Source organism: Nocardia blacklockiae (assembly GCF_015477355.1).
Classification (GTDB): Bacteria; Actinomycetota; Actinomycetes; order Mycobacteriales; family Mycobacteriaceae; genus Nocardia; species Nocardia blacklockiae.
Genome location: NZ_JADLRJ010000001.1, coordinates 692,178 through 714,175, shown reverse-complemented (window position 1 = coordinate 714,175; position 21,998 = coordinate 692,178). Strand labels below are relative to the sequence as shown.

The window sequence follows — 21,998 nt, the reverse complement described above, 5'->3', positions numbered from 1 at the left end:
GACTAGGCTCGTAATGGCATGCTGTTAGCAGCCGTGCGAGCCACCTGACGAGTAGCCACCTACCCTTACGAAAGGGGCAGGAGTTTCCAATGTCCGACGTGTCCATCGGCCTGCCGCCGGATTCCCGGCCGACCGGCCAGGTCGACAACCTCCTCCCGGAGTTGGTCGAACACCTGCGTCAGAATCGCACCGAGCTTCGTGAGGAATGGGCGCGCCGCATCACCGACGCGCAGCTGCTGACCGCCATGACCCCGGAGGAGATCTTCTCCGAGGCCACCTCGGTCTACGACAACTACGTCGAGGTGCTGGAAACCGGTAGCGTCGAGGCGCTGCAGGCCTACGCCCGCGACCTGTCCGAGCGCATCATTCCCCGCGGCGTCGAGACCGACGAGGTCATCGGCATCGTGCTGCTGTTGCGAGATGTGCTGGCGCGCAGCCTGTTCGAGAAGTACCAGTCGAACTTCGACCTGCTCAAGCGGGTGCTCGACGCCTACGAACCGGCCGCCAACCGCATCGCCAACACCGTGGCCGTGTCCTTCGTGCAGGAGCGCGAGCGCGTCATCCGCCAGCAGCAGGAGGCCATCCGCGAGCTGTCCACGCCGGTGCTGCAGGTGCGCGAGCAGCTGCTCATCCTGCCGATCATCGGCGTGCTCGACAGCCAGCGCGCCCGCCAGCTCACCGAGCAGCTGCTGCGGGCCATCCGCGCCAACCGCGCGAAGCTGGTCGTCATCGACATCACCGGTGTGCCGTCGATCGACTCGACGGTGGCCAACCACCTGGTCCAGACGGTCGACGCGTCGGGCCTGATGGGCGCCAGCGTCATCATCACCGGCCTGTCCTCGGAGATCGCCCTGGTCCTGGTGACCATAGGCCTCGATCTATCGAAGATAAAGGCGGTCGGCGACCTGCAAGGTGGCATCGAGGAGGCGGAGCGGCTGCTCGGCTACGAAGTCTCCCGTGTGACCGATCGACACGGACGCTGACGCGGGGCGCGCCCATGCCGGTACCCATTCTGAAACAGGGCACCTACCTCATCGCGTCCGTGCAGTCGGCACTGACCGATGCCGATACCGAGCGGCTGCAGGACGACTTGATGAAGTACGTCAGCAAATACCGCGCGAAAGGCATCATCGTCGACGTCACCGCGATCGATGTGATGGACTCCTTCGCCGCCCGTTCGCTGCGCACCATCGTGCACATGACGAAGCTGCGCGGCGCCCAGACCGTGATCGTCGGGCTGCAACCGGAGGTGGCATTCGCCATGGTCCAGTTGGGCCTGACCTTCGAAGACATGCACACCGCGCTCGATCTCGAGGAAGGGCTGGCCTGGCTCAACAGAAAGTTCTCCACCTTCCAGCGAGATGGTTCGTGACCGTGACCGCCGACAACGTGGTGATCGCGGTCAAGATGTCCAACGACATCGTGACCGCACGTCAGGCCGGGCGTGAACTGGCTGCCAAGCTGGGCTTCACGCTCACCGACATCACCATGATCTCGACCGCCATCTCCGAGGTGGCCCGCAACATCACCAGTTACGCGGGCACCGGCGAGATCCGCGTGACCGTGGAGGAGCGCGAGGGTCGGCGCGCGCTCGTCGTGCAGGCCCAGGATCAGGGGCCGGGCATTCCCGATATCGCCCGGGCCCTCGAGGACGGCTATTCCACCGGGCGGGGCCTGGGTCTGGGCCTACCGGGTGCGAAACGATTGATGGACCGGCTGCTCGTGGAGTCCGCGCCGGGTCAGGGGACGCTGGTGGAGATGTGGAAGTGGGTACCCACCGGTGTTCGATGACGGTTTCATCGGCGCGGTCGAATGGGCCGTCGCCGGCCGTGCCCTACCCGGTCAGAAGGTGTCCGGCGACCGGTCGATCGTGCTCGACGCGGGCGGCGGCGCCGTGCTGTTCGCGGTGCTCGACGGCCTCGGGCACGGCACCGCGGCCGGTGAGGCCGCCGACCGCGCCGCGCAGGTGCTCTCGGAGAACCGCGCCGAACCCCTCGACGTGCTGATGGTGCTGTGCCACCGCGCGATGGCCGACACCCGCGGGGCCGCGGTGTCGCTGGCGCTGTTCGGCTCCGAGGACCAGCTGCACTGGCTCGGCGTGGGCAACGTCGATTCGCGCGTGGTAACCGCGGGGCCCGGCAAGCCCGTGGTGCGCGCGACCGCGCTGCTGACCGGCGGCATCGTCGGCTATCTGCTCCCGCCGAATCTGCAGACCCAGGCAGTGTCGGTGCGGCCGGGCGATCTGCTGCTGATGTCCACCGACGGCATCGTCGACGACTTCGTCGACGCCATCGACATGGCCAAGTCCACCGCCGACATCACCGCCGACATCCTCGGCCGGCACGCCAAGGACACCGACGACGCCCTGGTGCTGGCCGCGCGGCACCGCGGGCACACGGAACCACTGCCGTGAGCGCCGTGCTGGCGGCCTTCCGCGACGCCTACGCCAATGCCCTTCGCCTGCACCTGGATTCGCCGACGCAGAACACCCTCGCCGAGGGCTACGAGCTGGGCCGGCGGGCGCTGGTGGAGGGCGTGAGCATCCTCGATCTCACCGAGCACCACTTCCGGCTGCTCGACCGCGCCGGTCTGGTCGAGACCGGCCGCGGCACCGACACGGGCACTCGCTCCGAGGCCGCGCTGGAGTTCCTGCTGCAGACCTTGGCCGCGCTGGACGTGGCGACCCGCGGCTTCCTCGACATCAACCGCAGCTACGAGCTGCAGCGCCTGCGCACCGAAGATCTGGAGGGCCGCGACGCCTTCCGCACCGCGCTGGTGGAGTCGCTGCAGGACGGGTTCTTCGTCGCCGATTCGCGCGGCACCCTCACCGAGGTCAACTCCGCGTTCGGCGCGATCACCGGCTACGGCGCGGACGGGGCGCCCTACGCGCTGCCGCATCCGTGGGCGGCCGAGGAGGGCTCGAAGTATCCCGACCTGGGCACCGAGGCCGCGCGGTTCGTGATGCCGGTGCGCCACCGCGACGGGCGGCGGCTGTGGCTGGCGGTGAGCACCTCGTCGCTGGTGACGCCGGAGGACGGCGAGCGCCTGTTCGTCGGCACCATCCGCGACGTGACCGCCGAGCACGACGCGCAGGCCCGCGACCAGGCGGTGTCGCGGCTGGCCACCGCGGTGGCGGGCGGCACCAGCGTGGTCGAGGTGCTGACCGTCGGGCTCGAGGAGCTGCGGCGCGCGATCGGCGCGGAGACCGCGGTGGTGTCGGTGTGGCCGAACCGCCAGACCGGGCCGGAACTCTACGTGTCGGGCCCGGTGTCGGACGCCGAGGACAGCGACCCGGCGACCGGTCCGGGCGAATCGTCCACCGGCGGAACCGAATCCGCCGCGGCGGTGTCGCGCCAGGTGCTCGACGCGCGGGCCCGCGCGCTGCTGGACCGGGCGCGGGTGCGGCCGGGCCGGACGATGTTCGCGATCCCCGAGGGCGCCTCCACCTCCGAGGGCATCGTGGCGCCGCTGGGCGAGACCGGCGACGCCGCGCTGTGGTTGCGCTTCGCCGCGCCGCGCGCCATCTCCGCCGGCGACTGGGCGCTGTTCTCGCTGCTGGTCGGACATCTGAGCCTGGCGGTGCAGCGCGCGCGCAACTTCGACGCCGCCCGGTCCACGTCGCTGACGCTGCAGCGGGCGATGCTCGGTCCGATCGAGCTGCCGCCCCGCTTCTCGGTGCACTACGAACCCGCGCTGCCGCCACTCGAGATCGGCGGCGACTGGTACGACGTGGTGCAGCTGCGCGACGGCACCATCGGCGTCGTGGTCGGCGACTGCGTCGGGCGCGGTCTGTCCGCGGCGGTGGTGATGGGCCAATTGCGCACGGCCGCAAGGGCTCTGCTACTCCGCGGGGCCGGGCCGGCGCAGCTGCTCGCGGAACTGGACACCGTCGCGGGCAGCATCCCGGGCGCCATGTGCACCACGGTCTGCGCCGCCATCCTCGATCCCGAGCGCGGCCTGATCCGCTACTCCAGCGCCGGCCACATGCCGCCGGTGCTGGCCGCGCCGGGCAGCAAGGGCCGCCTGCTCGAGGGCGGGCGCGCGGTGCCGCTGGCCACCTTCGACACGCCGCAGCGTCCCGAGGCCACCACTCCCCTGGCGCCCGGCGCGACGCTGGTGCTGTTCACCGACGGCCTGGTGGAACAGCGCGGCATCGATATCGACATGCGCTTCGACGAGCTGGCCGACGAACTGTCGAGCGCGGCGGAGCACCCGCCCCGCGAGGTCGCCGACGCGGTGCTGTCGCGGCTGCGTCCCGCCGGCGGCTACGACGACGACGTCGCCATGGTGGTCTACCGGCAGCCGCCCCGGCCGCTGCGCGTGGACGTCCCCGCCGAGGCGAGCCGCCTGGCCGCCCTGCGCCGCGAGCTGGCGGCGTGGCTCAGCGCGGCCGCGGTGCCGCAGGAACTGGCCGCCGATCTGGTGGCCGCCGCCAACGAGGCGTGCAGCAACAGCATCGAGCACGCCTACCTCGGCTCGGCGCCGGGCCGGATGGAGCTGACCGCCGACTGCAAGCTGGACCGGGTCACCATCGACGTCACCGACACCGGCGTGTGGCGGCCGCTGCCGGCGGATCCGGGCCCGCGCGGGCGCGGCATCGCCATGATGCGCGCGCTGACCGACGAACTGGTCATCGACGACACCGGCGACGGCACGCACGTGCGCATGATCGTCACGCTGCCCGCGGTCGCCTTCTCCGCCGCCAGCCGGGTGTGACACGTGACAACGCCACGGTGCGCTGCGGCACTGCCCGTCACAGAGGTGACACTCCGGCGCAATCCCGCCAGTGCCCGCGCACAACAAACGGAACACCCGGTATACCTGGGGTTTTCGCGTAACGGGACACTACGAAACGCCTACCAAAACGACGACGATGCAGCGAGGAGAGCTGGTTCATGGCAGATTGTCTTGATGTGACCAACACTTCCGGAGACGCGAACCCCCTCGCCGACGCGATGACCACCTCGGTCTCGGTGCACGACGAAGCGACCGTCCTCACGGTGGCCGGTGAGGTCGACCTGGCGACCGCACCCGCGCTGGAGAACGCGATCGAGGCGACGCTGGGCGGCGACCCGGCGGCCTTGATCATCGATCTGTCGCAGGTGACCTTCCTGGCTTCCGCCGGCATGGCGGCCCTGGTCGGTGCGCACCAGCGGGCCGGGCAATCGACCCGCATCGCGGTGGTCGCCGACGGACCGGCGACGGGACGCCAGCTCAAGATGACGAACCTCGACCAGGTGTTCGCCCTGCATCCCACCCTCGACGAGGCCCTGACGGGCCTGCGCGACCGCTGAGGCCGCGCAGGCCGGGTCCTCAGACCAGATCGCGCAGCTGCTCGATCAGCTCGACCCGCTCGGCGGGCGTGCTCGCCAGCGGGACCACGTTCAGCACGGTGACGCCGGCTTCGCGGAACGCCGCGATCCGTTCCTTCACGAAGCCGGCCGAGCCGATCAGCGAGATGTCGCGGACCAGGTCGTCGGGCACGGTCCGGGCGGCCGCGTCCTTCTCCCCCGCCAGGTACAGCTCCTGGATGCGGTCGGCCTCGGCGCCGTAGCCGTACTTGGTGGCCAGGGCATGGTAGAAGTTCTTGCCCTTGGCGCCCATGCCGCCGATGTAGAGCGCCAGGTGCGGCTTGACGAATTCGCGCAGGCCCTCGACGTCGTCGCCGATGGCCAGCGCCGGGCCGGCGTACACGTCCAGCTCGCCGAGCGCCGGGTCCCGCTTCGCCTTACCGGCGGACAGGGCCTCGCCCCAGACGTCCTGGGCCTTCTCGGGCAGGAAGAAGATCGGCTGCCAGCCCTCCGCGATCTCCGCCGCGAGTTCGACGTTCTTCGGGCCGAGCGCGGCCAGCAGCACCGGAATGCGTTCGCGCACAGGGTGATTGATCAGTTTGAGCGGTTTGCCCAGGCCGGTGCCCTGCCCGGCGGGCAGCGGCACCGTGTAGTACTTGCCCTCGAATTCCAGGCGCTCGCGCCGCCACACCTTGCGGCAGATCTCCACGACCTCGCGGGTGCGGCCGATCGGAGCGTCGTAGGGCACGCCGTGGAAGCCCTCGATCACCTGCGGGCCCGACGCGCCCAGGCCGAGGATGTAGCGGCCGTCGGAGACGTAGTCCAGACCGGCGGCGGTCATGGCGGTCAGGGTGGGCGTGCGGGTGTACAGCTGCAGGATGCCCGACGCCAGCTGCACGCGATCGGTCTTGGCGGCCAGGTAGCCCAGCCCGCTGACGGCGTCGTAGGAGTACGCCTCGGGCACGAAGGCGATGTCCAGTCCGGCCCGTTCCAGGTCGGCGACCTCGGCCGCTACCTCTTTGAAGCCGCCCGCATAGTTGATGCCCAGTCCGATACGCATGGAACCGAACCTACCCATTCTCTCAGCGCCGGTCGCGCGCAGGGCCGCGCCGGAACCGTCCGACACGCGGGCTCCCGGCGGTGCGCGCCGCGCCGACCGGTACGGTTGTCGGCGAACCGCATGCCGATCTTCGAAACGGGAGGCCCCGCAGCATGTCTCAGGACACCACGTCGTCGCCGCAGACCACGACGTTCGGGGAGGCGGAGATCGGGCGGTACCTGACGGACCTGGCGGCGAAGATCCCCGCACCCGGCGGCGGCGCGGTCGCCGCGCTGCACGCCGCGCAGGGAGCCGCGCTGGTGGCCATGGTGGCGCGCTACACCACCCGCGCCAAGGACGCCGACAACCGCCCGGCGATCGACCGCATCATCGCCGCCGCCGACGCCGCCCGCGAGCGCGCGCTGGCCCTGGCCGACGCCGACGCGGCCGCCTTCACCGCGGTCGGCGCGGCCTACAAGCTGCCCAAGTCGACCGACGAGGAGAGCGCCGCGCGCGCCGAGGCCATCACGACCGCGCTGCTGCAGGCCGCCCGCGTCCCGGCCGCCGTGGTCGCCGAGGCCGACGAAATCCTTTCGCTGGCAACCGATCTGCTCCCGATCGGCAACCCCAACGTGGTCACCGACATCGGCGCGGCCGCCGACGCCGCCCGCGCCGCCGCCACCTCCTCCCAGCTCAACATCGCCATCAACGTCACCTCCCTCGGCGCGGACCACGGCGCGGAGTTCGCCCCCGTCCTGCGCACCGTCGAGGAGATCGTCGCCCGCGCCGACGCCCTGCACGCCGACGTCGTCACCGCCGTCACGGGCTGAGGGCGGCGCACGGTTCCGGCGTGCGCGGGTACCGATTCACTCCGCCCCTCGCGTCCGGAACTCAGTGGCGGGTGTGGCGGTCCAGCCAGTCGAGGGTGATAGCGCGGCCCACCTGGGCGCCGGTGTTGAGGACCTCGGTGTCGAAGCCGTGGTCGAGGTAGGGCAGTTCGACGTAGCGGTTGGTGATGCCGGCGGCGGTCAGCTCCTCGGCGAAATCGGCTGTGTGCGAGGCGAAGACGAGGTGGTCGCCGCGGCCGTGGAACAGCAGGGTGGGCGGGGCGGCGGGGGTGATCTGGGGAGCGGAGTCGGTCGCGGCGTAGCGGTCCGGGAATTGCGCGGCCGGGCCGCCGAGGTACTGCCGGGCCAGCGCCTCGCCCTCGGCGGTGTCGGCGGCGGAGGCGGTGAGGTCCACCGCCGGGTAGACGGCGACCACGGCGCTGATCTTCGGCAACTCCGCGGCGGTGCCGCAGCTGGGTCGTAGACGGCCCGCGTTCACCTTGTACGCGACGTTGATCGCCAGGTTGCCGCCCGCCGATCCGCCGAAGGTGGCGACGCGCTCGAGGTCCCAGTGGTATTTCCGGGCGTGCGCGGCGGCCCAGGTGAGCGCGCAGCCGACGTCGGCGTCCTCGGTGTTCCAGCGCGGGTGCCCCGCGTCCGACAGCCGGTAGTCCACGTCCAGCACCGCGTAGCCGTGCTCGGCGAGCCAGTGGTGGTAGGGATTCGGCCCTCGGCTGCCGCCGACGAAACCGCCGCCGTGGATGCTGACGACCAGCGGCGCGGGCGCGGGTCCCGCGGCGGGCAGGTACAGGTCCGCCCGCACCGGCTCCCCGTCGAGGGTCGCGTAGGTGACCGTCTCGTTCGGCGATTTCCCCGCCGCGACCAGGGGCGCGGGCGCGAACAGCACCCACCGGCCGGTCGCCGTGTGCGCCGACAGCACCAGGCCGACGCCCGTGACCACGCACATCACCAGGCCCACCGCGGCCACGCCCGTCACCGACCGCGCGGGCCACGTCGCCCGCAGCCGCACACCCAGCAGCGCCGCGATCACCGCGGCGGCGGCCAGCACCGGATTCCAGGAACCGAGCCAGTCGCGGAACCAATCGAGACCGAGCACGAAGTACTGGGCGAAGCCCACCCGCAGCAGCGGCCCGGTCCAGCGCACCGGCACCAGCGCGAACAGCTGCGCGAGCACCGTGTAGAGACCGAGCAGCGCGGCCACACCCAGCAGCGTGCCGCGCACCGGCGACCACCAGCGCGTCCGCGCACGAGGCCGCTCCTCGGCCGCCGCCCCGCCCGTCCCGGCATCCCGCTCGCCCTGCAGCACGATTCCCGATGCTACGGAGCCGCCCCCGACCCCGCTGACCAACCGTCCGTTATGCCTGGTTACCTCGAGATCGACGGGGTACGTCAATAACAGACGGTCGGCCGCGAGAGACGTTGCGACAGGCCGCATTTTGATTACGAAGCGGCTACTTTCCGGAGGCAAATATGATCATGAAGTTTTAAGATGAACGTCTCATAACCACACCACCTGAGGGGGTGGAGCCATGCGGAACATGATTCGACACCTGTTCCTGGCACTCGTGATCGCGACTCTCGCCGCGGTCACTTCCGGCACAGCGGCCGCGGCGCGGGTGGCGCCGCAGTTGTCGCCCGTGCAATCCATCACACCGGCCGCCGGCGCGGTCGTCGGCATCGCGCATCCGGTGACCGTTCGATTCGCCACCCCGGTCGCCGACCGCGCCCGCGCCGAGCACGCGGTCACGGTGGGCGGCCTGGACGGCTCGTTCACCTGGAACAACGACACCGAGCTCGTCTGGCAGCCGGCCGGATTCCTGCCCGCCAACGCCCGGCTGACGGTGAGCGCCGGCAACGCCCGCACGGACTTCCGCACCGGCGGCGGCACCACCGCCGAGGCCGACATGTCCGCGCACACCTTCACCGTCTACGTGCCCGGCGAGGCGCCGCGGGTGATCCCGGCGTCGATGGGCAAGCCCGGCCGGGAGACGCCGGTCGGCACGTTCCCGGTGATGGAGAAGTTCCGGACCATCACCTTCGATTCCCGGACCATCGGCATTCCGCTCAGCGATCCGGAGGGCTACCTGCTCACCGGTGAGTTCGCCGAGCGGCTGACCTCGGGCGGTGTCTTCGTGCACTCGGCCCCGTGGTCGGTCGACGCGCAGGGTAATTCGAACGTCAGCCACGGCTGCATCAACCTGCCGCCGGACGACGCGCAGTGGTACTACAACAACGTGAGCGTGGGCGACCCGGTCACGGTGCACTGGTGAACAAAGGATGCCGTGGTCCCGGCACGCGGTCACGGCATCCGCGGCCAGGCCTTCGCCGCGAGCGCCTCGGCGGCGCGGCAGGCCTCTTCCATATTCCCGGTGGGCGTCTCCACCAGCAGTGACGCGTTCTCCACCAGCTCTTTCGGCGCGGGATAGTCCAGCTGAAAGAGCTGGTTGCCGGGCCACGAGGGCCAGGTGCGACCCGCGAGGACGGCCACGCACGCGGTGCGGACGGTCGTGATCCGGTGGATGACGGTGTCGCGGCCCGCGATGGTGGTCCGGGTGTCGTCCGGACCGGACGAGCGCGGCGGCGCGACGTCGAGATGGGTGCGGAACAGGACCTCGGCGCGGCGGCCGTCGTCGGCCGCGGAGCGCCGGCCGCACTCGTGTGCGGCGCGATGCCCCGGGCGGTCGGCGCGCCGCCCCGGGAATTCCACCGCGGCGGTGACGTCGGCGTCGGTCAGGGCCGCGCAGAGATCGACCCGGCCCTGCGAATCCGGCGGGAAGTCGAGTTTGCCGATCGTCCCGGTGTGCAGCACGGTGAGCAGCGCGCGCGTCGCCCGATCCGCGGCGGGGCAGGGGTCGGCCCGGTCGCCGGTCGGCCGCTCCGCGTGGGACCGGATCGAGAAGGAGCTCTCCGCGGCATACACCACGCGGGCGCATTCACCCGGTTTCGCCGTCCGCTCCTCGGCGACCTTCCAGTTCCCTTCGTCGCGCACGGTGTACCGGTCGTCGTGCGCGAGATCGCCTGTGCCGCGCTGACTTTTGCTCACCACCACCGTGAGCAGCCGGGGGCTGTCGGGCAGGTCGACCGAGACCTCGCACGTGTCGAAGTCGTGCGGTTTGATCTGCAGGCGCGGCCGGCCGGACTTGTCGCGCTCGGCCAGGTCCGCGTACATCTCGGGGGTGAGGTAGCCGCACGGGTCCCAAGCGAAGTTGTCGCCGTCGGACTCGTGGCCCGCGCCCGCCGGGGCGGCCCGCCCGGCCGTGGTGCCGCGGCCGATCAGATACACCCCCGCCGCCCCGCAGGCGGCGAGGACCAGCACGACCGCGAGCACGATCGGCGCCACCGACCGGCGCGTCCGGTCCTCGGACTGTCGCACACTCATCGCCTCCCCCTCGGACACCGCCGGTGCGCACGCCGCCCGGCCCGGAACCGCTTCCGGCGCAACGGATCGCACGCGCGTCCCGGCACCGCGTTCATCGCCCCGGACGATACCGTCCCGCGCCCGGCCGCTACTACTCCCCGCGCGCGGTCTCGGCCGCCACGACCACGTGCCGCATGAGCAGCGCGGTGGTCACGGGTCCCACGCCACCCGGAACCGGGCTCAGCGCACCGGCTCTGCCCTCGACGGAAGCCGCGTCCACGTCGCCGACGATGCCGCCGTCGGGGCCCTCATTGGTGCCCACGTCGATCACCGCGGCGCCCGCGCGGACGTGGTCGCCGGTGATGAGGCCCGCGCGCCCGGCGGCGGCGACCACGACGTCGGCGGCCGAGGTGACCGCGGGCAGATCCGCGGTGCGCGAATGACAGACGGTCACGGTCGCGTTCTCCGCCAGCAGCAGTTGCGCCAGCGGCTTGCCGACCACGTTGGAGCGCCCGACGACCGCGACATGCCTTCCGGCGAGCGGGATTCCGTGATGCTTCGCCAGTTCGACCACGGCCTCGGCGGTCGCCGGCGGGAAGCCGGGCAGACCGGTCGCGAGCAGGCCGAGCGACAGCGGGCTCACGCCGTCGACGTCCTTGGCCGCCGCGATCGCGACGCTCACCTCGTCCAGCGCCACGCCCGCGGGCAGCGGCGTCTGCAGCATGACGGCGTCGACGGCCGGGTCCGCGCTCAGCTCCGCCAGCTTCGCGCGGATCGCCTCGGCCGTCGCCGTGGCTCCGAGATCGACCGTGTCGCAAGCGATTCCGAGCCGGTCGGCGGCGCGCTGCAGCGATTTCACATACCAGCCGCTGGCCGGATCGTCGTTGGCCACGACCAGCACCAGCCGCGGCGCGGCCCCCTGCTCGGCGCGCGCGGCGGCGCGCTGTTTCGTCTCGGCGTTGAGGGCGGCGGCAAGGTCCTTGCCGGTCAGCGAAGTCGTGTCCACGACCTCCCACCTTAACGGGCAGCGGGCGCCCCCTCGCGAACCGCCCGCACCCGGCGCTGTCACTTCCGGGCGAGGCGACCCACGGGAACACCCGCCCACCCGCCGCACCGCCGGGTTCCGCACGCGAGACGCCGGACCGCGCGAAGACCGTATTACCAACTGTAAGTTGATTTCACGACATGTCACCACGGCATCGACCGCCGCGTTCCGCCCGCTCACAACGCGCTTGCACGGTGACCGGGGCGGCCATAGAGTGATCTCCCGGACAGATACCGTTGCGCTTACGATATCGCCCACGACAGCTATCTTCCGGCGACCGGTCGTCCGCGCGCGGAGCCCGGACGAGTCGGCGGCGAGAAGGGGTTGTCATGTCGCTTCTCAGCGGGCGGGTCGCCGCGGTCACCGGCGGCGCGACGGGCATCGGGTTCGCCATCGCGGAGACGTTCGTGCGCGCGGGGGCGCGGGTCGTGGTCGGCGATCTGAGCTGCGCCGGTGTGCGCGAGAAACTGGGTTCCGAGGTGGTGCGGGCCGTGCGCTGCGACGTCACCCGCGCCGACGACGTCTCGGCGCTGCTGGCCACGGCGGTCACCGAATTCGGCGCCCTCGACGTCATGGTGAACAACGCCGCCCTCACCCGCGACGCCGGCATGCGGACCATGACCGAGCACGAATTCGACCAGGTGATCGCGGTCCAGCTCAAGGGCGCCTGGCACGGCACCCGGCTGGCGGCGGCGATCATGCGCGAACGCAAGCGCGGCAGCATCGTCAACATCTCCTCGCTGTCGGGCAAGGTGGGCGTCGCGGGTCAGACCAACTATTCGGCGGCCGAGGCCGGAATCGTCGGCCTGACCAAGGCCGCGGCCAAGGAGACGGCGCGACACGGGGTGCGGGTCAACGCGATTCAGCCCGGGCTGATCCGCTCCGCCGCGACCGCCGCCGTGCCCGCGGTCGTCTGGGAGCGACAGGTGGCCGAGGTGCCCATGGCCCGCGCCGGCGAGCCGGACGAGGTCGCGAACGTGGCGCTGTTCCTCGCCTCGGACCTGTCGTCGTACATGACCGGCACCACCCTGGAGGTCGCCGGCGGCCAGTTCGTGTAGCACCGGCGAGAACCCGATTCTCTCGCGCGTAGTCGCGAAAGACCGTGCGAGCACACCCTTGTGACCGACTACTGAATGCAATACAGTTACAGGGACAAGAATGGCATTTCCGGTTTCGGGCAAGGAGACATCATGAGTGGCTTCGACATCGCCGGTCTCTCACCCCGGACGGCGCAGGCGCTGATCGCGGCGGGCGCCGACCTCGCGCAGGAGGTGCGCGAGAAGGTGCTGCACAGCCCGCGCCCGGTGTTCCTGCACTACGTCGAGCAGACCTTCGACAATCTGGTCCGGACGTTCACGCTCGGCCTCGACCCGAGGCCCACCACGCCCGCCCAGCAGCTGTGCCTGCACCTGATGATCACCCGCGCCGCGGCGTCGGGCGAGCTTGCCGACCTGTCCCGGTTGCACCGGGCACTGCTGCCCGATCGCGAGCACGAGCACCTGGCCCGCATCGGCCGTGTCCCCGGAAACCACACGGCGGCCTACGATTTCGTCGCCCTCGCCGACGCGCTCACCGGCCCCGGCGTGAACGCCTTCTTCGCACCCCTCGAGCAGGACGACCTCGTCGCCTGACGGCTTCCGCGCCCACCGAATGCCCCGCGGTACGGGCTACGGTTGCGGGTACCATCGCAGTTGCTGTCGGTTACCCGGTCCGGGTTCGACTACGGAGCATACGGCACGGAGGTGGGCGCGGACATGGCGAAGCGGGCGGCCGCGGAGAAACGGCCCCGGCGCGAGCGCGGCTCCCTCAACCCCGAGGACATCCTCGACGGCGCCTTCGCACTCGCGGAGGAGGTGTCGCTGGACAATCTGAGCATGCCGATGCTGGGCAAGCACCTCGACGTCGGCGTCACCAGCATCTACTGGTACTTCCGCAAGAAGGACGAGCTGCTCGCCGCGATGACCGATCGCGCGCTGCGCCAATACCTCTCGGCCGTCACGCCGTTCGTCGAGGCGGGCGACTGGCGCGAGTCGCTGCGCGCGCACGCCCGCACCATGCGCGCGACGTTCCTGGACAACCCGATCCTCTGCGACCTGATCCTGTTCCGGTCGGCGCTCAGCGCACAGGCCGCCCAGCTCGGCGCGCGGCAGACCGAGCAGGTGATCGCGCACCTCGTCGCGGCGGGCCTGACGGTCGAGGAGGCGGTGGACACCTACTCGGCGATCCAGTTGCACGTCTGCGGATCCGTTGTGCTGCAACGGCTCTACGACAAGAACCGGGAGGCGCGGGCCGGTTCCGGCCGCTACTACGAGAACCCGGCCATCTCCCCGGAGACCACGCCGCTGCTGGCCCGCGCGAGCGCCCTGGGGCTGCACAGCAGCGCACCGGACGACCGCAATTTCGAATACGGCCTGACCTGCCTGCTCGAACACGCCGGGCGGTCGGCCGCGGCGCGAGCGGACGGCGCTGCGGAGTAGCCGCCCTGGAGGTGTCGGCGGACACCTGTGCGTGGCACCGCGAGAGCGCTTGTCCGACAGAGTCTTTCGAAGCCCGCTCAGGCCGGGAGGGTGGCGGCGAGTTTGGCGCCGGCGGCCTGGGTGTCGGCGAGGATCTGCTGGGTGCCGCCGACGGCGCGGTCGAGCGCGGTGAGCGCGAAGGTGTTGGGGTCGATGCCGCGGGGCGAGGCGTCGGCGTGGCGGTTCAGGCCGTCGACGGTGTTGGCGAGCGTCGTGTGGGCCGCGGCGGAGGAGGCGGCGGCCACGCGCACCGCGTCGGCGACCTGCCGGTCGCTCGCGTCGGTCGCGGCGACGGTGCCGTCGAGCGAGCGGCGGGTCGCGTCGTAGGTGTCGATGCCGCTGCGACCCTGCGGCGCTCGCAGCGTCGAGGACGACTTGACCGGGGCGGCAGTGTATTTCGTGGCCGGACCGGGGCCGCCGAGCACCGACGACGCCTGGCCGAACAGGCCGGGCAGCTCGTTGTAGAGCGCGTCGACCTTCGGCGCCAGCCCGGCCGGTTTGCGAACCTCGGGCACCTCCGCCGCCGACGTCTGCCGCTCGCGCTTGTTCGAGACCGAGCGCGCGAACCCGCTGCCCGCGCCGGCCAGCACCGCCTGCGGGATGCTGGGGCCGAAGGTGTTGCGGAACCGCGCGATGCGGTTCGCGGGCCGCCAGCCGGCGCGGCTCTCGGCGGCGATCTTGTCCAGCAGCTTCGCGCCCAGTTTCCCGCCGAGGCGGCCGCCCAGCCCGCCGAGCGCGGCGCCCATCACGGTGTCGGTGAGGGTGTCGGCCGAATTCTCACCGTGCACCTTGGCGTCGAGATATCCGCCGATCGCCCCGCCGACCGCGCCCCCGATCATGCCGCCCAGCGGGCCCGGCACCAGCGCCGCGCCGAGCACCGGCAGGCCGACGGTCAGCGCGACATCGGCAACGACCTTGAAATCCATTCCCCGGCTCCCCGTTTCGCACCGTTGCGCTCATTCTCGCACTTCCCACCAGCGGGCAGGGAACGGACTCGGGCCGGTACCCGCGGGTACCGGCCCGAGATCGTGCGGAAAGGCTCAGAGATCGAAGCGGTCGTTGTTCATGACCTTGGCCCAGGCGGCGAGGAAGTCGCGCAGGAACCGCGGGGTGGCGGTCCGCTGGGCGTAAACCTCGGCGACGGCGCGCAGTTGCGAGTGCGAGCCGAAGACCAGGTCGTTGGCCGTGGCGGTCCACCTGGTCTGCCCGGTGGCCCGGTCCACGCCGACGTAGACGTTCTCCTCCGACTCCGACGCCTTCCACTCGGTGCTCTGGTCGAGCAGGTTGACGAAGAAGTCGTTGGTGAGCGTGCCGGGACGGTCGGTGAACACGCCGTGCGCGGTGCCGCCGTAGTTGGCGCCGAGCGCGCGCAGGCCGCCGAGCAGGACCGTCAGTTCCGGCGCGGTCAGGTCGAGCATGTAGGCCCGGTCGACGAGCAGGCGCTCGAGCGGCGCCTTCTCCCCCGCGCGCACGTAGTTGCGGAAGCCGTCGGCGCGCGGTTCGAGCACCGCGAACGACTCCACGTCGGTGTTCTCCTGGGTGGCGTCCGTGCGGCCGGGCGCGAAGGGCACCGTGACGTCGTGGCCGGCGTCCGCGGCCGCCTTCTCGATCGCCGCGGCCCCGGCCAGGACGATCAGGTCGGCCAGCGAGACCCGCTTGCCGCCCGCGGCCGACCCGTTGAAGTCCTGCTGGATCTGCTCCAGCACGGGCAGCACCTTCGCCAGTTCGGCGGGTTCGTTGACCTCCCAGCTGCGCTGCGGCTCGAGCCGCAGGCGCGCGCCGTTGGCGCCGCCGCGCTTGTCGGTGCTGCGGAAGCTCGCCGCCGACGCCCACGCGGTCTTCACCAGCTGCGGCACCGACAGGCCGGACTCGAGCACCTTGCCCTTGAGCGCCGCGATGTCCTGCTCGTCGATCAGCTCGTGGTCGACCGCGGGCACCGGGTCCTGCCACAGCTGCGGTTCGGGCACCCACGGGCCCAGGTAGCGGCTGATCGGGCCCATGTCGCGGTGCAGCAGCTTGTACCAGGCCTTCGCGAACGCCTCGGACAGCTCCTCGGGGTGCTCGAGCCAGCGGCTGGTGATCTCGCGGTAGATCGGGTCCTCGCGCAGCGCCAGATCGGTGGTCAGCATGGTGGGCGTGCGGGCGGGCCCGTCGAACGGGTCGGGGATGGTGCCCGCGCCCGCGCCGTCCTTGGGCTTCCACTGCCAGGCCCCGGCGGGGCTCTTGGTCAGCTCCCACTCGTAGCCGTAGAGGTTCTGCAGGAAGCCGTTGCCCCAGCGGGTCGGCGTGGAGGTCCACACCACCTCCAGGCCGCTGGTGATGGCGTCGCCCGCCTTGCCCGAGCCGTAGGAGCTCTTCCAGCCCAGGCCCTGCTGCTCGATCGGGGCGGCCTCGGGTTCGGCGCCGACCAGCTCGGGATCGCCCGCGCCGTGGGTCTTGCCGAAGCTGTGCCCGCCGACGATCAGCGCCGCGGTCTCCTCGTCGTTCATCGCCATGCGGCCGAAGGTCTCCCGGATGTCGCGCGCCGCGGCCACCGGGTCCGGACGGCCGTTGGGCCCTTCGGGATTGACGTAGATCAGGCCCATCTGGACCGCGCCGAGCGGACCCGACAGCTCCCGGTCGCCGCTGTAGCGCTCGTCGCCGAGCCAGGTGTCCTCCGGACCCCAGAAGACCTCCTCGGGTTCCCAGATGTCGGGTCGGCCGAAGCCGAAACCGAAGGTCTGGAAGCCCATCGACTCCAGCGCCACGTTGCCCGCGAACACCAGCAGGTCGGCCCAGGAGATGCTGTCGCCGTACTTCTGCTTGACCGGCCACAGCAGGCGGCGGGCCTTGTCGAGGTTGGCGTTGTCGGGCCAGCTGTTGAGCGGGGCGAAACGCTGGGCGCCCTGCCCGCCGCCGCCGCGGCCGTCGGCGATGCGGTAGGTGCCCGCCGCGTGCCAGCTCATCCGGATGAACAGGCCGCCGTAGTTGCCGTAGTCGGCCGGCCACCAGTCCTGCGAATCGGTCAGCACCGCCGCCACGTCGGCCTTCAGCGCCTCGACGTCGAGCTTGGCGAACTCCGCGGCGTAGTCGAAGTCCTCGCCCAGCGGGTTGGACTTCGACGAATGCGCGTGCAGCACCGAGACGTCGACCTGCTCGGGCCACCAGTCCCGATTGGTGCGCGGGCGGTGGTCGGTCTTGGGCGTCGGCGAGGGAATCGCCGGGTTCTCACTCTCGCTGGTGCTGTGAGTGGCGGTGTCGGGAGCGGGCGGTCGGCTTTCGGAGGTCACGGCATTCCTTCCTGGACGAGTGATGCGAGCTGCGATCCGAGACTGCTCAGCCGGCTTGTGCCCCAGCACAATCCGGGCACAAACCCCAATAGATGACCTCGGCCTCGTCGATCGAGTAGCCGCGGTCGTCGGACGCGGTCAGGCAGGGCGCCTCGCCGACCGCGCAATCGACATCGGCGATCGCCCCGCACACGCGGCAGACGACGTGATGGTGATTGTCGCCGACCCGCGATTCGTAGCGCGCCACCGAACCGGACGGCTGGATACACCGGATCAGTCCGGCGCCGGTGAGCGTGCGCAGCGAGTCGTACACCGCTTGATGCGACACCGTCGACAGACTGGCCCGCACGGCACGGATGATCGAGTCCGTGTCGGCGTGCGGATGATCGTGCACCGCGCTCAGCACCGCGACGCGCGGGGCCGTGACGCGCAACGAGACTTCCCGCAGCATCTGCTGGAAATCCGCCGTGGTACGCACAGTCGAGAGTCTGGTCCCTTCTCTGGAACGAGTCAAGCATGGGGCTTCCGACCGGCGCGGCCGGTCGGCGCGATCGGCTAGCGTGGGAGCGTGAACGAAGATCGGAAGACCTTGGCGCCGCGACCCTTTCGATTCGCCGTCGGCCTGCACGGCGCGGACTCGCGCGCGCAGTGGCGGGACAAGGCGCGCCGGGCCGAGGACCTCGGCTACGACGTGGTCCAGCTGCCCGACCACCTCGGCATGACCGCGCCGTTCCCCACGCTGATCACGCTGGCGGAGGCCACGACGCGGGTGCGGGTGGGCACCATGGTGCTCAACGCGGGCTTCTACCGGCCCGCCCTGCTGGCTCGCGAGGTCGCCACGGTGGACCAGCTCACCGACGGCCGGCTCGAGTTCGGCCTCGGCGCGGGACCGGATTTCGCGGCGCCCGAGTTCGAGGCGGCCGGGCTGCCGTTCCCGAGCGGCCGCCGGCGCATCGAGTTCCTGCGCGAGACTGTCACCGAGCTGCGCGGGCTGTTCGCGAACGGGCATCAGCCGCCGGTCCGCCGACACATCCCGCTGCTGATCGCCGGGCGCGGCGACCGGCTGGTGCGGGTGGCGGCCGAGCACGCCGACACCGTCGCGCTGGCCGGGGTGCCCGTCGACGCGGGCCTCTCCTCGCGGCAAGCCGGCCTCGACGCGCTGGCCCGCCGGGTGGAGTTCGTGCGCGAGGCGGCGGGCGACCGCTTCGCCGGCCTCGAACTGGGCATGACCGTGCTGACGGTGGAGGAAGGCGGCGAGACCGACCTGACCATGCCGCGCATGTTCCACGCGCAGCTGTCCGACACCCAGCTGACCTATCTGCCCGGCGTGCTGCGAGGGTCGCCGCAGACCATCGCCGACACTCTGCGCCACTACCGCGACGCTTACGGGATCACCCATTTCTCGGTGGCCGAACCGCGGATGTCGGCGCTGGCACAGGTGATCGAACACCTGCGGTGAGCGCCGCCGGGCGGCCGCACCGGTGAACGCGGTGGGCGCGACACGCGCGCCCACCGCGGCAACTCACTCGCCGAAGGCGTGTTCGCGCAGGGTCGCCAAGGTCTGCGCGAGCAGGCGGGAGATGTGCATCTGCGACACGCCGAACTGCTTGGCGATCTCCGACTGGGTCTGTCCGCAGAAGAAGCGCAGGTAGAGCAGCTGCCGCTTGTCCTCGGGCAGTTCGGCGAGCAGCGGGCCCGCGACGATGGCCTGTTCGGTCAGTTCGTATTCGGGATCCTCGCTGCCGACCGTCTCCGCCACCGAGGCGGCGGTACCGGAGGTCTCGTCGCCGGTGCGGGCGTCCATCGAGTCGGCGCGGTAGGCGTTGGACGCGAGCAGCGCCTGGACCACCTCATTCATGTCGACGCCGAGCTTGAGGGCGATGTCCACCGCCCGCGGCGTGCGGCCCAGCCGCTGCGCCAGCGTCTCGACCGCGGGCCCGATGAGCTGCTGAGTTTCCTTGGTGCGCCGCGGCACCCGCACCGACCAGGTGTAGTCGCGGAAATGCCGCCGCACCTCGCCCATGATGGTGGGCACGGCGAAGGCGAGGAACGAGTCCCCGCGTGCGGGGTCGAACCGGTCGATCGCGAGTACCAGTCCCACGCTCGCGATCTGGTGCAGGTCGTCGTAGGTCTCGCCGCGGCCGGCGTACCGGCGGGCGATGTGGTCGGCCAGCGGCAGGCACCGCCGCACGATGTCGTCGCGTAGCGCGCGCCGTTGCGCGCAGTCCGGCGGCAGGGCCGCCAATTCCTTCAGAGTCGATTCGATGCCGTCATAAGGGTCGTGGCCACGTCGACCTCGATCCGGGGCGAGTTCGATTGTCACTGCGCCACCTCCAGCGGCTTCGTCTGCGAAAAGAACCGGCTGGATACTCAACCGGCAGATCCCGCGAGCCGCACGGCCAGTCTTCCAGGCCTGCCGGTTCACCACCAGTGCGGTATACGCACTGTGCACGCGATCGCCAGGCCAGAAAACGAAAACTCGGCACCGAACGGTTTGCGTGACCGACGACGGGAACGGGTTTGTGCGAGGTGGTGCCGGGTAGAGCCGCGACAGGGGTTGTCCGCCGTGCGGAAAGGTGCACCGATATGGAATTTCTGTTGATACTGCTCGTCATTCCCGTCCTGGTCGCCATCATGATGATTCGGCGCCGCAGGTCCGACCGGGTGGCACGGGAGCAGGACCAGATCATGGGCAACGAGGGCAGCCGCAAGGCCGATATCTGACCGTCGCGCGCTCAGTGCCGGTGCGTGCCGCGGGCGATGGAGGACAGTCTGGCCAGCGATTCCTTGTTGCGGGGACGCAGCAGCAGCGCCTGCGCGGGCTCTGGCGCGAACCGTCCCGGGCCCGCGGTCGCCTGTTCGATCATGCGCACGTCGGTGACGCCGGGCTCCGCCTCGGTCAATTCCATGCGCACGGTCGCCGCGCCGAACGGCCACAGTCGCGCCTCGAGTTCGAGTGCATACGGCGGATCGACGGTCAGCACCTTGGTGGTGTCGCTGACCATGAACGGCCACGGCCCCACGCTGTGATGAATTCGCGTGCCGGGTGCGGGCCAGCCGTCGTCGACGTCGCGAATATGCGACGCGCCCACCACCCAATTGGTGTAGGACCAGCCGTCGGCGAGCACGTCGAATATCGCTTGCGCCGAGACGGGTATACGCAATTCCACTTCGGTCATCAGCACTTCGCTTTCGTCGTCGGCTCCGTCGCGGCGCGACCGGATCTCCTGTCCCGACTACCGCGCGCCGATGCCGACAAACTTGCGGCCGACGCGAATACGGGTTCGCGCGCTAGGAATTCGTGCCGGATTCGGCGGCGACGGGAGCCGGGTCCGGGCGCGCGCCGGAGCGGCGGCGGCGCACGGCGTTGACGACCGCGAGCAGCACGCCCAGGCCGACCAGGATCGAGCCGCGCGCCCACACCTGCGCGCCGATGCGCGTGAACAGGAACAGGCACGACGCCAGGCCCAGCCACGGCACCACGGTCGGCACGCGGAAATGCGGACGGTCGCCCGGGTCGCGGCGCTGGATGAGGACCGCGGCGTTCACGGCCGAGAACACCACGAGCAGCAGGAGCACAAGGGTTTCGGCGAGGGTGGCGACCTCGCCGGTGAGCGCGAGCGCGAGGGAGATGCCGGAGGTGACCAGCACCGCGACCCACGGCGTGCGGCGGCCGGGCAGGACCCGCGCCAGCACCGCGGGCAGCAGGCCCTCGCGGGCCATGCCGTAGGCCAGCCGCGAGGCCATGATGCCGGTCAGCAGCGCGCCGTTGGCGACCGCGACCAGCGCGATGACGCTGAACAGCCGTTCGGGCACCACATCGGCCGCGCGCACCACCTCGAGCAGCGGTCCGCTGGAGCGCGCCAATTCCTCGGTGGGCACCACGGCACTGGCGACGACGCCGACCAGCACGTACACCACCCCGGCGGTGAGCAGCGCACCGAACAGCGCGGTGGGATAGGAACGCCGCGGATCGCGAACCTCCTCCGCGAGATTCACCGAGGTCTCGAAGCCGACGAAGGAGTAGAAGGCCAGCACCGTGCCCGCCAGGACGGCCGGGACCGGCCCGTGTTCCGCGGTGCCGACGTGGGTGAGCCGGGCCGGGTCGGCGTCGCCGCGCGCCATCAGCCACAGTCCCAGTCCGATGATCAGCAGCAGTCCGCAGAGTTCGATCAGGCTCGCCGCGACGTTCGCGCCCAGCGATTCCTTGATGCCGCGGATGTTCAGCAGCGCGAGCGCGGCCAGGAACACCACCACGACCGCCACCATCGGGGTCGATACCAGCGCCTGCAGATAGTCTCCGGCGAACGCCCGGCTCAGCGCGCCCACCGACACCACGCCAGCGGCGAGCATGCAGAATCCGACCAGCGATCCGGCGGCCGGGCCGAGCGCCTTGGTGACGTAATGCGCCGACCCGCCCGCCCGCGGGTACTTGGTCGCCAGTTCCGCATAGGACGCCGCGGTCAGCGTCGCCAGGCCGAGCGCGATCGCCAGCGGCAGCCACACCGCACCGCCCGACGCCTGCGCCACGGTGCCGACCAGCACGTACACACCGGCGCCGAGCACATCGCCCAGGATGAAGAAGTACAGCAGCGGCGTGCTCACGGCGCGCTTCAAGGCAGTGGCCATACC

General features: G+C 71.1%; 23 protein-coding genes. 13 read left to right on the top strand and 10 right to left on the bottom strand.

Going from position 1 to position 21,998, the window contains the following annotated elements; genetic code table 11:
• Window positions 1-89: 89 nt before the first annotated feature.
• From IU476_RS03145 to IU476_RS03120, 6 genes are all read left to right on the top strand, one after another.
• Window positions 90-983, top strand: a complete 894-nt coding sequence (locus IU476_RS03145; protein WP_195096250.1) for an STAS domain-containing protein — start codon at window positions 90-92, stop codon at window positions 981-983.
• A gap of 14 nt (window positions 984-997) precedes the next feature.
• Window positions 998-1,372, top strand: coding sequence for an STAS domain-containing protein (locus tag IU476_RS03140; protein WP_195096248.1), 375 nt, complete (start codon window positions 998-1,000; stop codon window positions 1,370-1,372).
• A 35-nt stretch (window positions 1,373-1,407) separates the two neighbouring features.
• Complete coding sequence (locus IU476_RS03135) at window positions 1,408-1,791, top strand: ATP-binding protein (protein WP_195097396.1); 384 nt, start codon at window positions 1,408-1,410, stop codon at window positions 1,789-1,791.
• Entirely contained in the window at window positions 1,781-2,413 is a 633-nt protein-coding gene (locus tag IU476_RS03130) for a SpoIIE family protein phosphatase (protein ID WP_195096246.1), read from the top strand. Before IU476_RS03135 ends, IU476_RS03130 begins: the two co-directional genes overlap by 11 nt.
• Window positions 2,410-4,716, top strand: a complete 2,307-nt coding sequence (locus IU476_RS03125) for a SpoIIE family protein phosphatase (protein ID WP_195096244.1) — start codon at window positions 2,410-2,412, stop codon at window positions 4,714-4,716. The genes IU476_RS03130 and IU476_RS03125 overlap by 4 nt, the downstream gene beginning before the upstream one ends.
• Window positions 4,717-4,955: 239 nt before the next feature.
• On the top strand, window positions 4,956-5,294 hold the full coding sequence (locus IU476_RS03120; RefSeq protein ID WP_195097395.1) for an STAS domain-containing protein: 339 nt from the start codon (window positions 4,956-4,958) through the stop codon (window positions 5,292-5,294).
• A gap of 19 nt (window positions 5,295-5,313) precedes the next feature.
• Here IU476_RS03120 and IU476_RS03115 read toward each other — a convergent pair whose 3' ends face one another.
• Window positions 5,314-6,351 (bottom strand): LLM class F420-dependent oxidoreductase, encoded by a 1,038-nt coding sequence (locus IU476_RS03115; protein ID WP_195096241.1) that lies wholly within the window; start codon window positions 6,349-6,351, stop codon window positions 5,314-5,316.
• A gap of 152 nt (window positions 6,352-6,503) precedes the next feature.
• Here IU476_RS03115 and IU476_RS03110 point away from each other — a divergent pair, with 152 nt between their 5' ends.
• A complete protein-coding gene (locus IU476_RS03110; RefSeq protein WP_195096239.1) occupies window positions 6,504-7,160 on the top strand; it encodes a cyclodeaminase/cyclohydrolase family protein in 657 nt (218 codons plus the stop codon).
• Between the two features lie 61 nt (window positions 7,161-7,221).
• On the opposite strand, the gene IU476_RS03105 is transcribed toward IU476_RS03110, so the two are convergent.
• Window positions 7,222-8,484, bottom strand: a complete 1,263-nt coding sequence (locus IU476_RS03105; protein ID WP_324193837.1) for an alpha/beta hydrolase fold domain-containing protein — start codon at window positions 8,482-8,484, stop codon at window positions 7,222-7,224.
• 223 nt (window positions 8,485-8,707) lie between these two features.
• On the opposite strand from IU476_RS03105, the gene IU476_RS03100 reads away from it, so the two are divergent.
• Window positions 8,708-9,448, top strand: coding sequence for a L,D-transpeptidase (locus tag IU476_RS03100; protein ID WP_195096235.1), 741 nt, complete (start codon window positions 8,708-8,710; stop codon window positions 9,446-9,448).
• Window positions 9,449-9,477: 29 nt separating this feature from the next.
• On the opposite strand, the gene IU476_RS03095 is transcribed toward IU476_RS03100, so the two are convergent.
• Window positions 9,478-10,557, bottom strand: coding sequence for a hypothetical protein (locus tag IU476_RS03095; protein WP_195096234.1), 1,080 nt, complete (start codon window positions 10,555-10,557; stop codon window positions 9,478-9,480).
• Window positions 10,558-10,687: 130 nt separating this feature from the next.
• Window positions 10,688-11,542, bottom strand: coding sequence for a bifunctional 5,10-methylenetetrahydrofolate dehydrogenase/5,10-methenyltetrahydrofolate cyclohydrolase (locus IU476_RS03090; RefSeq protein ID WP_195096232.1), 855 nt, complete (start codon window positions 11,540-11,542; stop codon window positions 10,688-10,690).
• A gap of 368 nt (window positions 11,543-11,910) precedes the next feature.
• Between IU476_RS03090 and fabG the strand changes: the two genes are divergently transcribed.
• From fabG to IU476_RS03075, 3 genes are all read left to right on the top strand, one after another.
• Window positions 11,911-12,639: a 3-oxoacyl-ACP reductase FabG gene (gene fabG, locus IU476_RS03085; protein WP_195096230.1), complete on the top strand. Its 729-nt coding sequence runs from the start codon at window positions 11,911-11,913 to the stop codon at window positions 12,637-12,639.
• A gap of 132 nt (window positions 12,640-12,771) precedes the next feature.
• Window positions 12,772-13,212 (top strand): hypothetical protein, encoded by a 441-nt coding sequence (locus tag IU476_RS03080; RefSeq protein WP_195096228.1) that lies wholly within the window; start codon window positions 12,772-12,774, stop codon window positions 13,210-13,212.
• Window positions 13,213-13,335: 123 nt separating this feature from the next.
• A complete protein-coding gene (locus IU476_RS03075; protein ID WP_195096225.1) occupies window positions 13,336-14,058 on the top strand; it encodes a TetR/AcrR family transcriptional regulator in 723 nt (240 codons plus the stop codon).
• A gap of 77 nt (window positions 14,059-14,135) precedes the next feature.
• On the opposite strand, the gene IU476_RS03070 is transcribed toward IU476_RS03075, so the two are convergent.
• The 3 genes from IU476_RS03070 to IU476_RS03060 all read right to left on the bottom strand — a co-directional run bounded on the left by IU476_RS03070 (window position 14,136) and on the right by IU476_RS03060 (window position 17,817).
• On the bottom strand, window positions 14,136-15,023 hold the full coding sequence (locus tag IU476_RS03070; protein WP_195096223.1) for a hypothetical protein: 888 nt from the start codon (window positions 15,021-15,023) through the stop codon (window positions 14,136-14,138).
• A 114-nt stretch (window positions 15,024-15,137) separates the two neighbouring features.
• Window positions 15,138-17,366 carry a catalase/peroxidase HPI gene (katG, locus tag IU476_RS03065; protein WP_195096220.1) on the bottom strand — a complete coding sequence of 743 codons (2,229 nt, stop codon included), beginning with the start codon at window positions 17,364-17,366 and terminating at the stop codon, window positions 15,138-15,140.
• A 46-nt stretch (window positions 17,367-17,412) separates the two neighbouring features.
• On the bottom strand, window positions 17,413-17,817 hold the full coding sequence (locus IU476_RS03060) for a Fur family transcriptional regulator (RefSeq protein ID WP_228823153.1): 405 nt from the start codon (window positions 17,815-17,817) through the stop codon (window positions 17,413-17,415).
• 117 nt (window positions 17,818-17,934) lie between these two features.
• Between IU476_RS03060 and IU476_RS03055 the strand changes: the two genes are divergently transcribed.
• Window positions 17,935-18,825, top strand: a complete 891-nt coding sequence (locus IU476_RS03055; RefSeq protein WP_324193836.1) for a TIGR03621 family F420-dependent LLM class oxidoreductase — start codon at window positions 17,935-17,937, stop codon at window positions 18,823-18,825.
• A 63-nt stretch (window positions 18,826-18,888) separates the two neighbouring features.
• Here the strand turns inward: IU476_RS03055 and IU476_RS03050 are convergent, their stop codons facing one another.
• Window positions 18,889-19,689 carry a SigB/SigF/SigG family RNA polymerase sigma factor gene (locus tag IU476_RS03050; protein WP_195096216.1) on the bottom strand — a complete coding sequence of 267 codons (801 nt, stop codon included), beginning with the start codon at window positions 19,687-19,689 and terminating at the stop codon, window positions 18,889-18,891.
• A 263-nt stretch (window positions 19,690-19,952) separates the two neighbouring features.
• Between IU476_RS03050 and IU476_RS03045 the strand changes: the two genes are divergently transcribed.
• A complete protein-coding gene (locus IU476_RS03045; protein WP_195096214.1) occupies window positions 19,953-20,090 on the top strand; it encodes a hypothetical protein in 138 nt (45 codons plus the stop codon).
• An 11-nt stretch (window positions 20,091-20,101) separates the two neighbouring features.
• Here IU476_RS03045 and IU476_RS03040 read toward each other — a convergent pair whose 3' ends face one another.
• Both IU476_RS03040 and IU476_RS03035 read right to left on the bottom strand, forming a co-directional pair.
• Window positions 20,102-20,545, bottom strand: a complete 444-nt coding sequence (locus IU476_RS03040; RefSeq protein WP_195096212.1) for an SRPBCC family protein — start codon at window positions 20,543-20,545, stop codon at window positions 20,102-20,104.
• A 112-nt stretch (window positions 20,546-20,657) separates the two neighbouring features.
• Entirely contained in the window at window positions 20,658-21,995 is a 1,338-nt protein-coding gene (locus tag IU476_RS03035; protein WP_195096210.1) for an APC family permease, read from the bottom strand.
• Window positions 21,996-21,998 lie beyond the last annotated feature (3 nt).

Bases quoted from the DNA above. Each gene is read 5' to 3' on its own strand.
- IU476_RS03080 (WP_195096228.1), top strand. From the start codon at position 12,772: ATGAGTGGCTTCGACATCGCCGGTCTCTCACCCCGGACGGCGCAGGCG.
- IU476_RS03075 (WP_195096225.1), top strand. From the start codon at position 13,336: ATGGCGAAGCGGGCGGCCGCGGAGAAACGGCCCCGGCGCGAGCGCGGC.
- IU476_RS03035 (WP_195096210.1), bottom strand. From the start codon at position 21,995: ATGGCCACTGCCTTGAAGCGCGCCGTGAGCACGCCGCTGCTGTACTTC.
- IU476_RS03110 (WP_195096239.1), top strand. From the start codon at position 6,504: ATGTCTCAGGACACCACGTCGTCGCCGCAGACCACGACGTTCGGGGAG.
- IU476_RS03070 (WP_195096223.1), bottom strand. From the start codon at position 15,023: ATGGATTTCAAGGTCGTTGCCGATGTCGCGCTGACCGTCGGCCTGCCG.
- IU476_RS03060 (WP_228823153.1), bottom strand. From the start codon at position 17,817: ATGCTGCGGGAAGTCTCGTTGCGCGTCACGGCCCCGCGCGTCGCGGTG.
- fabG (WP_195096230.1), top strand. From the start codon at position 11,911: ATGTCGCTTCTCAGCGGGCGGGTCGCCGCGGTCACCGGCGGCGCGACG.
- IU476_RS03040 (WP_195096212.1), bottom strand. From the start codon at position 20,545: ATGACCGAAGTGGAATTGCGTATACCCGTCTCGGCGCAAGCGATATTC.
- IU476_RS03100 (WP_195096235.1), top strand. From the start codon at position 8,708: ATGCGGAACATGATTCGACACCTGTTCCTGGCACTCGTGATCGCGACT.
- IU476_RS03095 (WP_195096234.1), bottom strand. From the start codon at position 10,557: ATGAGTGTGCGACAGTCCGAGGACCGGACGCGCCGGTCGGTGGCGCCG.
- IU476_RS03115 (WP_195096241.1), bottom strand. From the start codon at position 6,351: ATGCGTATCGGACTGGGCATCAACTATGCGGGCGGCTTCAAAGAGGTA.
- IU476_RS03120 (WP_195097395.1), top strand. From the start codon at position 4,956: ATGACCACCTCGGTCTCGGTGCACGACGAAGCGACCGTCCTCACGGTG.
- IU476_RS03135 (WP_195097396.1), top strand. From the start codon at position 1,408: ATGTCCAACGACATCGTGACCGCACGTCAGGCCGGGCGTGAACTGGCT.
- IU476_RS03045 (WP_195096214.1), top strand. From the start codon at position 19,953: ATGGAATTTCTGTTGATACTGCTCGTCATTCCCGTCCTGGTCGCCATC.
- IU476_RS03145 (WP_195096250.1), top strand. From the start codon at position 90: ATGTCCGACGTGTCCATCGGCCTGCCGCCGGATTCCCGGCCGACCGGC.
- IU476_RS03140 (WP_195096248.1), top strand. From the start codon at position 998: ATGCCGGTACCCATTCTGAAACAGGGCACCTACCTCATCGCGTCCGTG.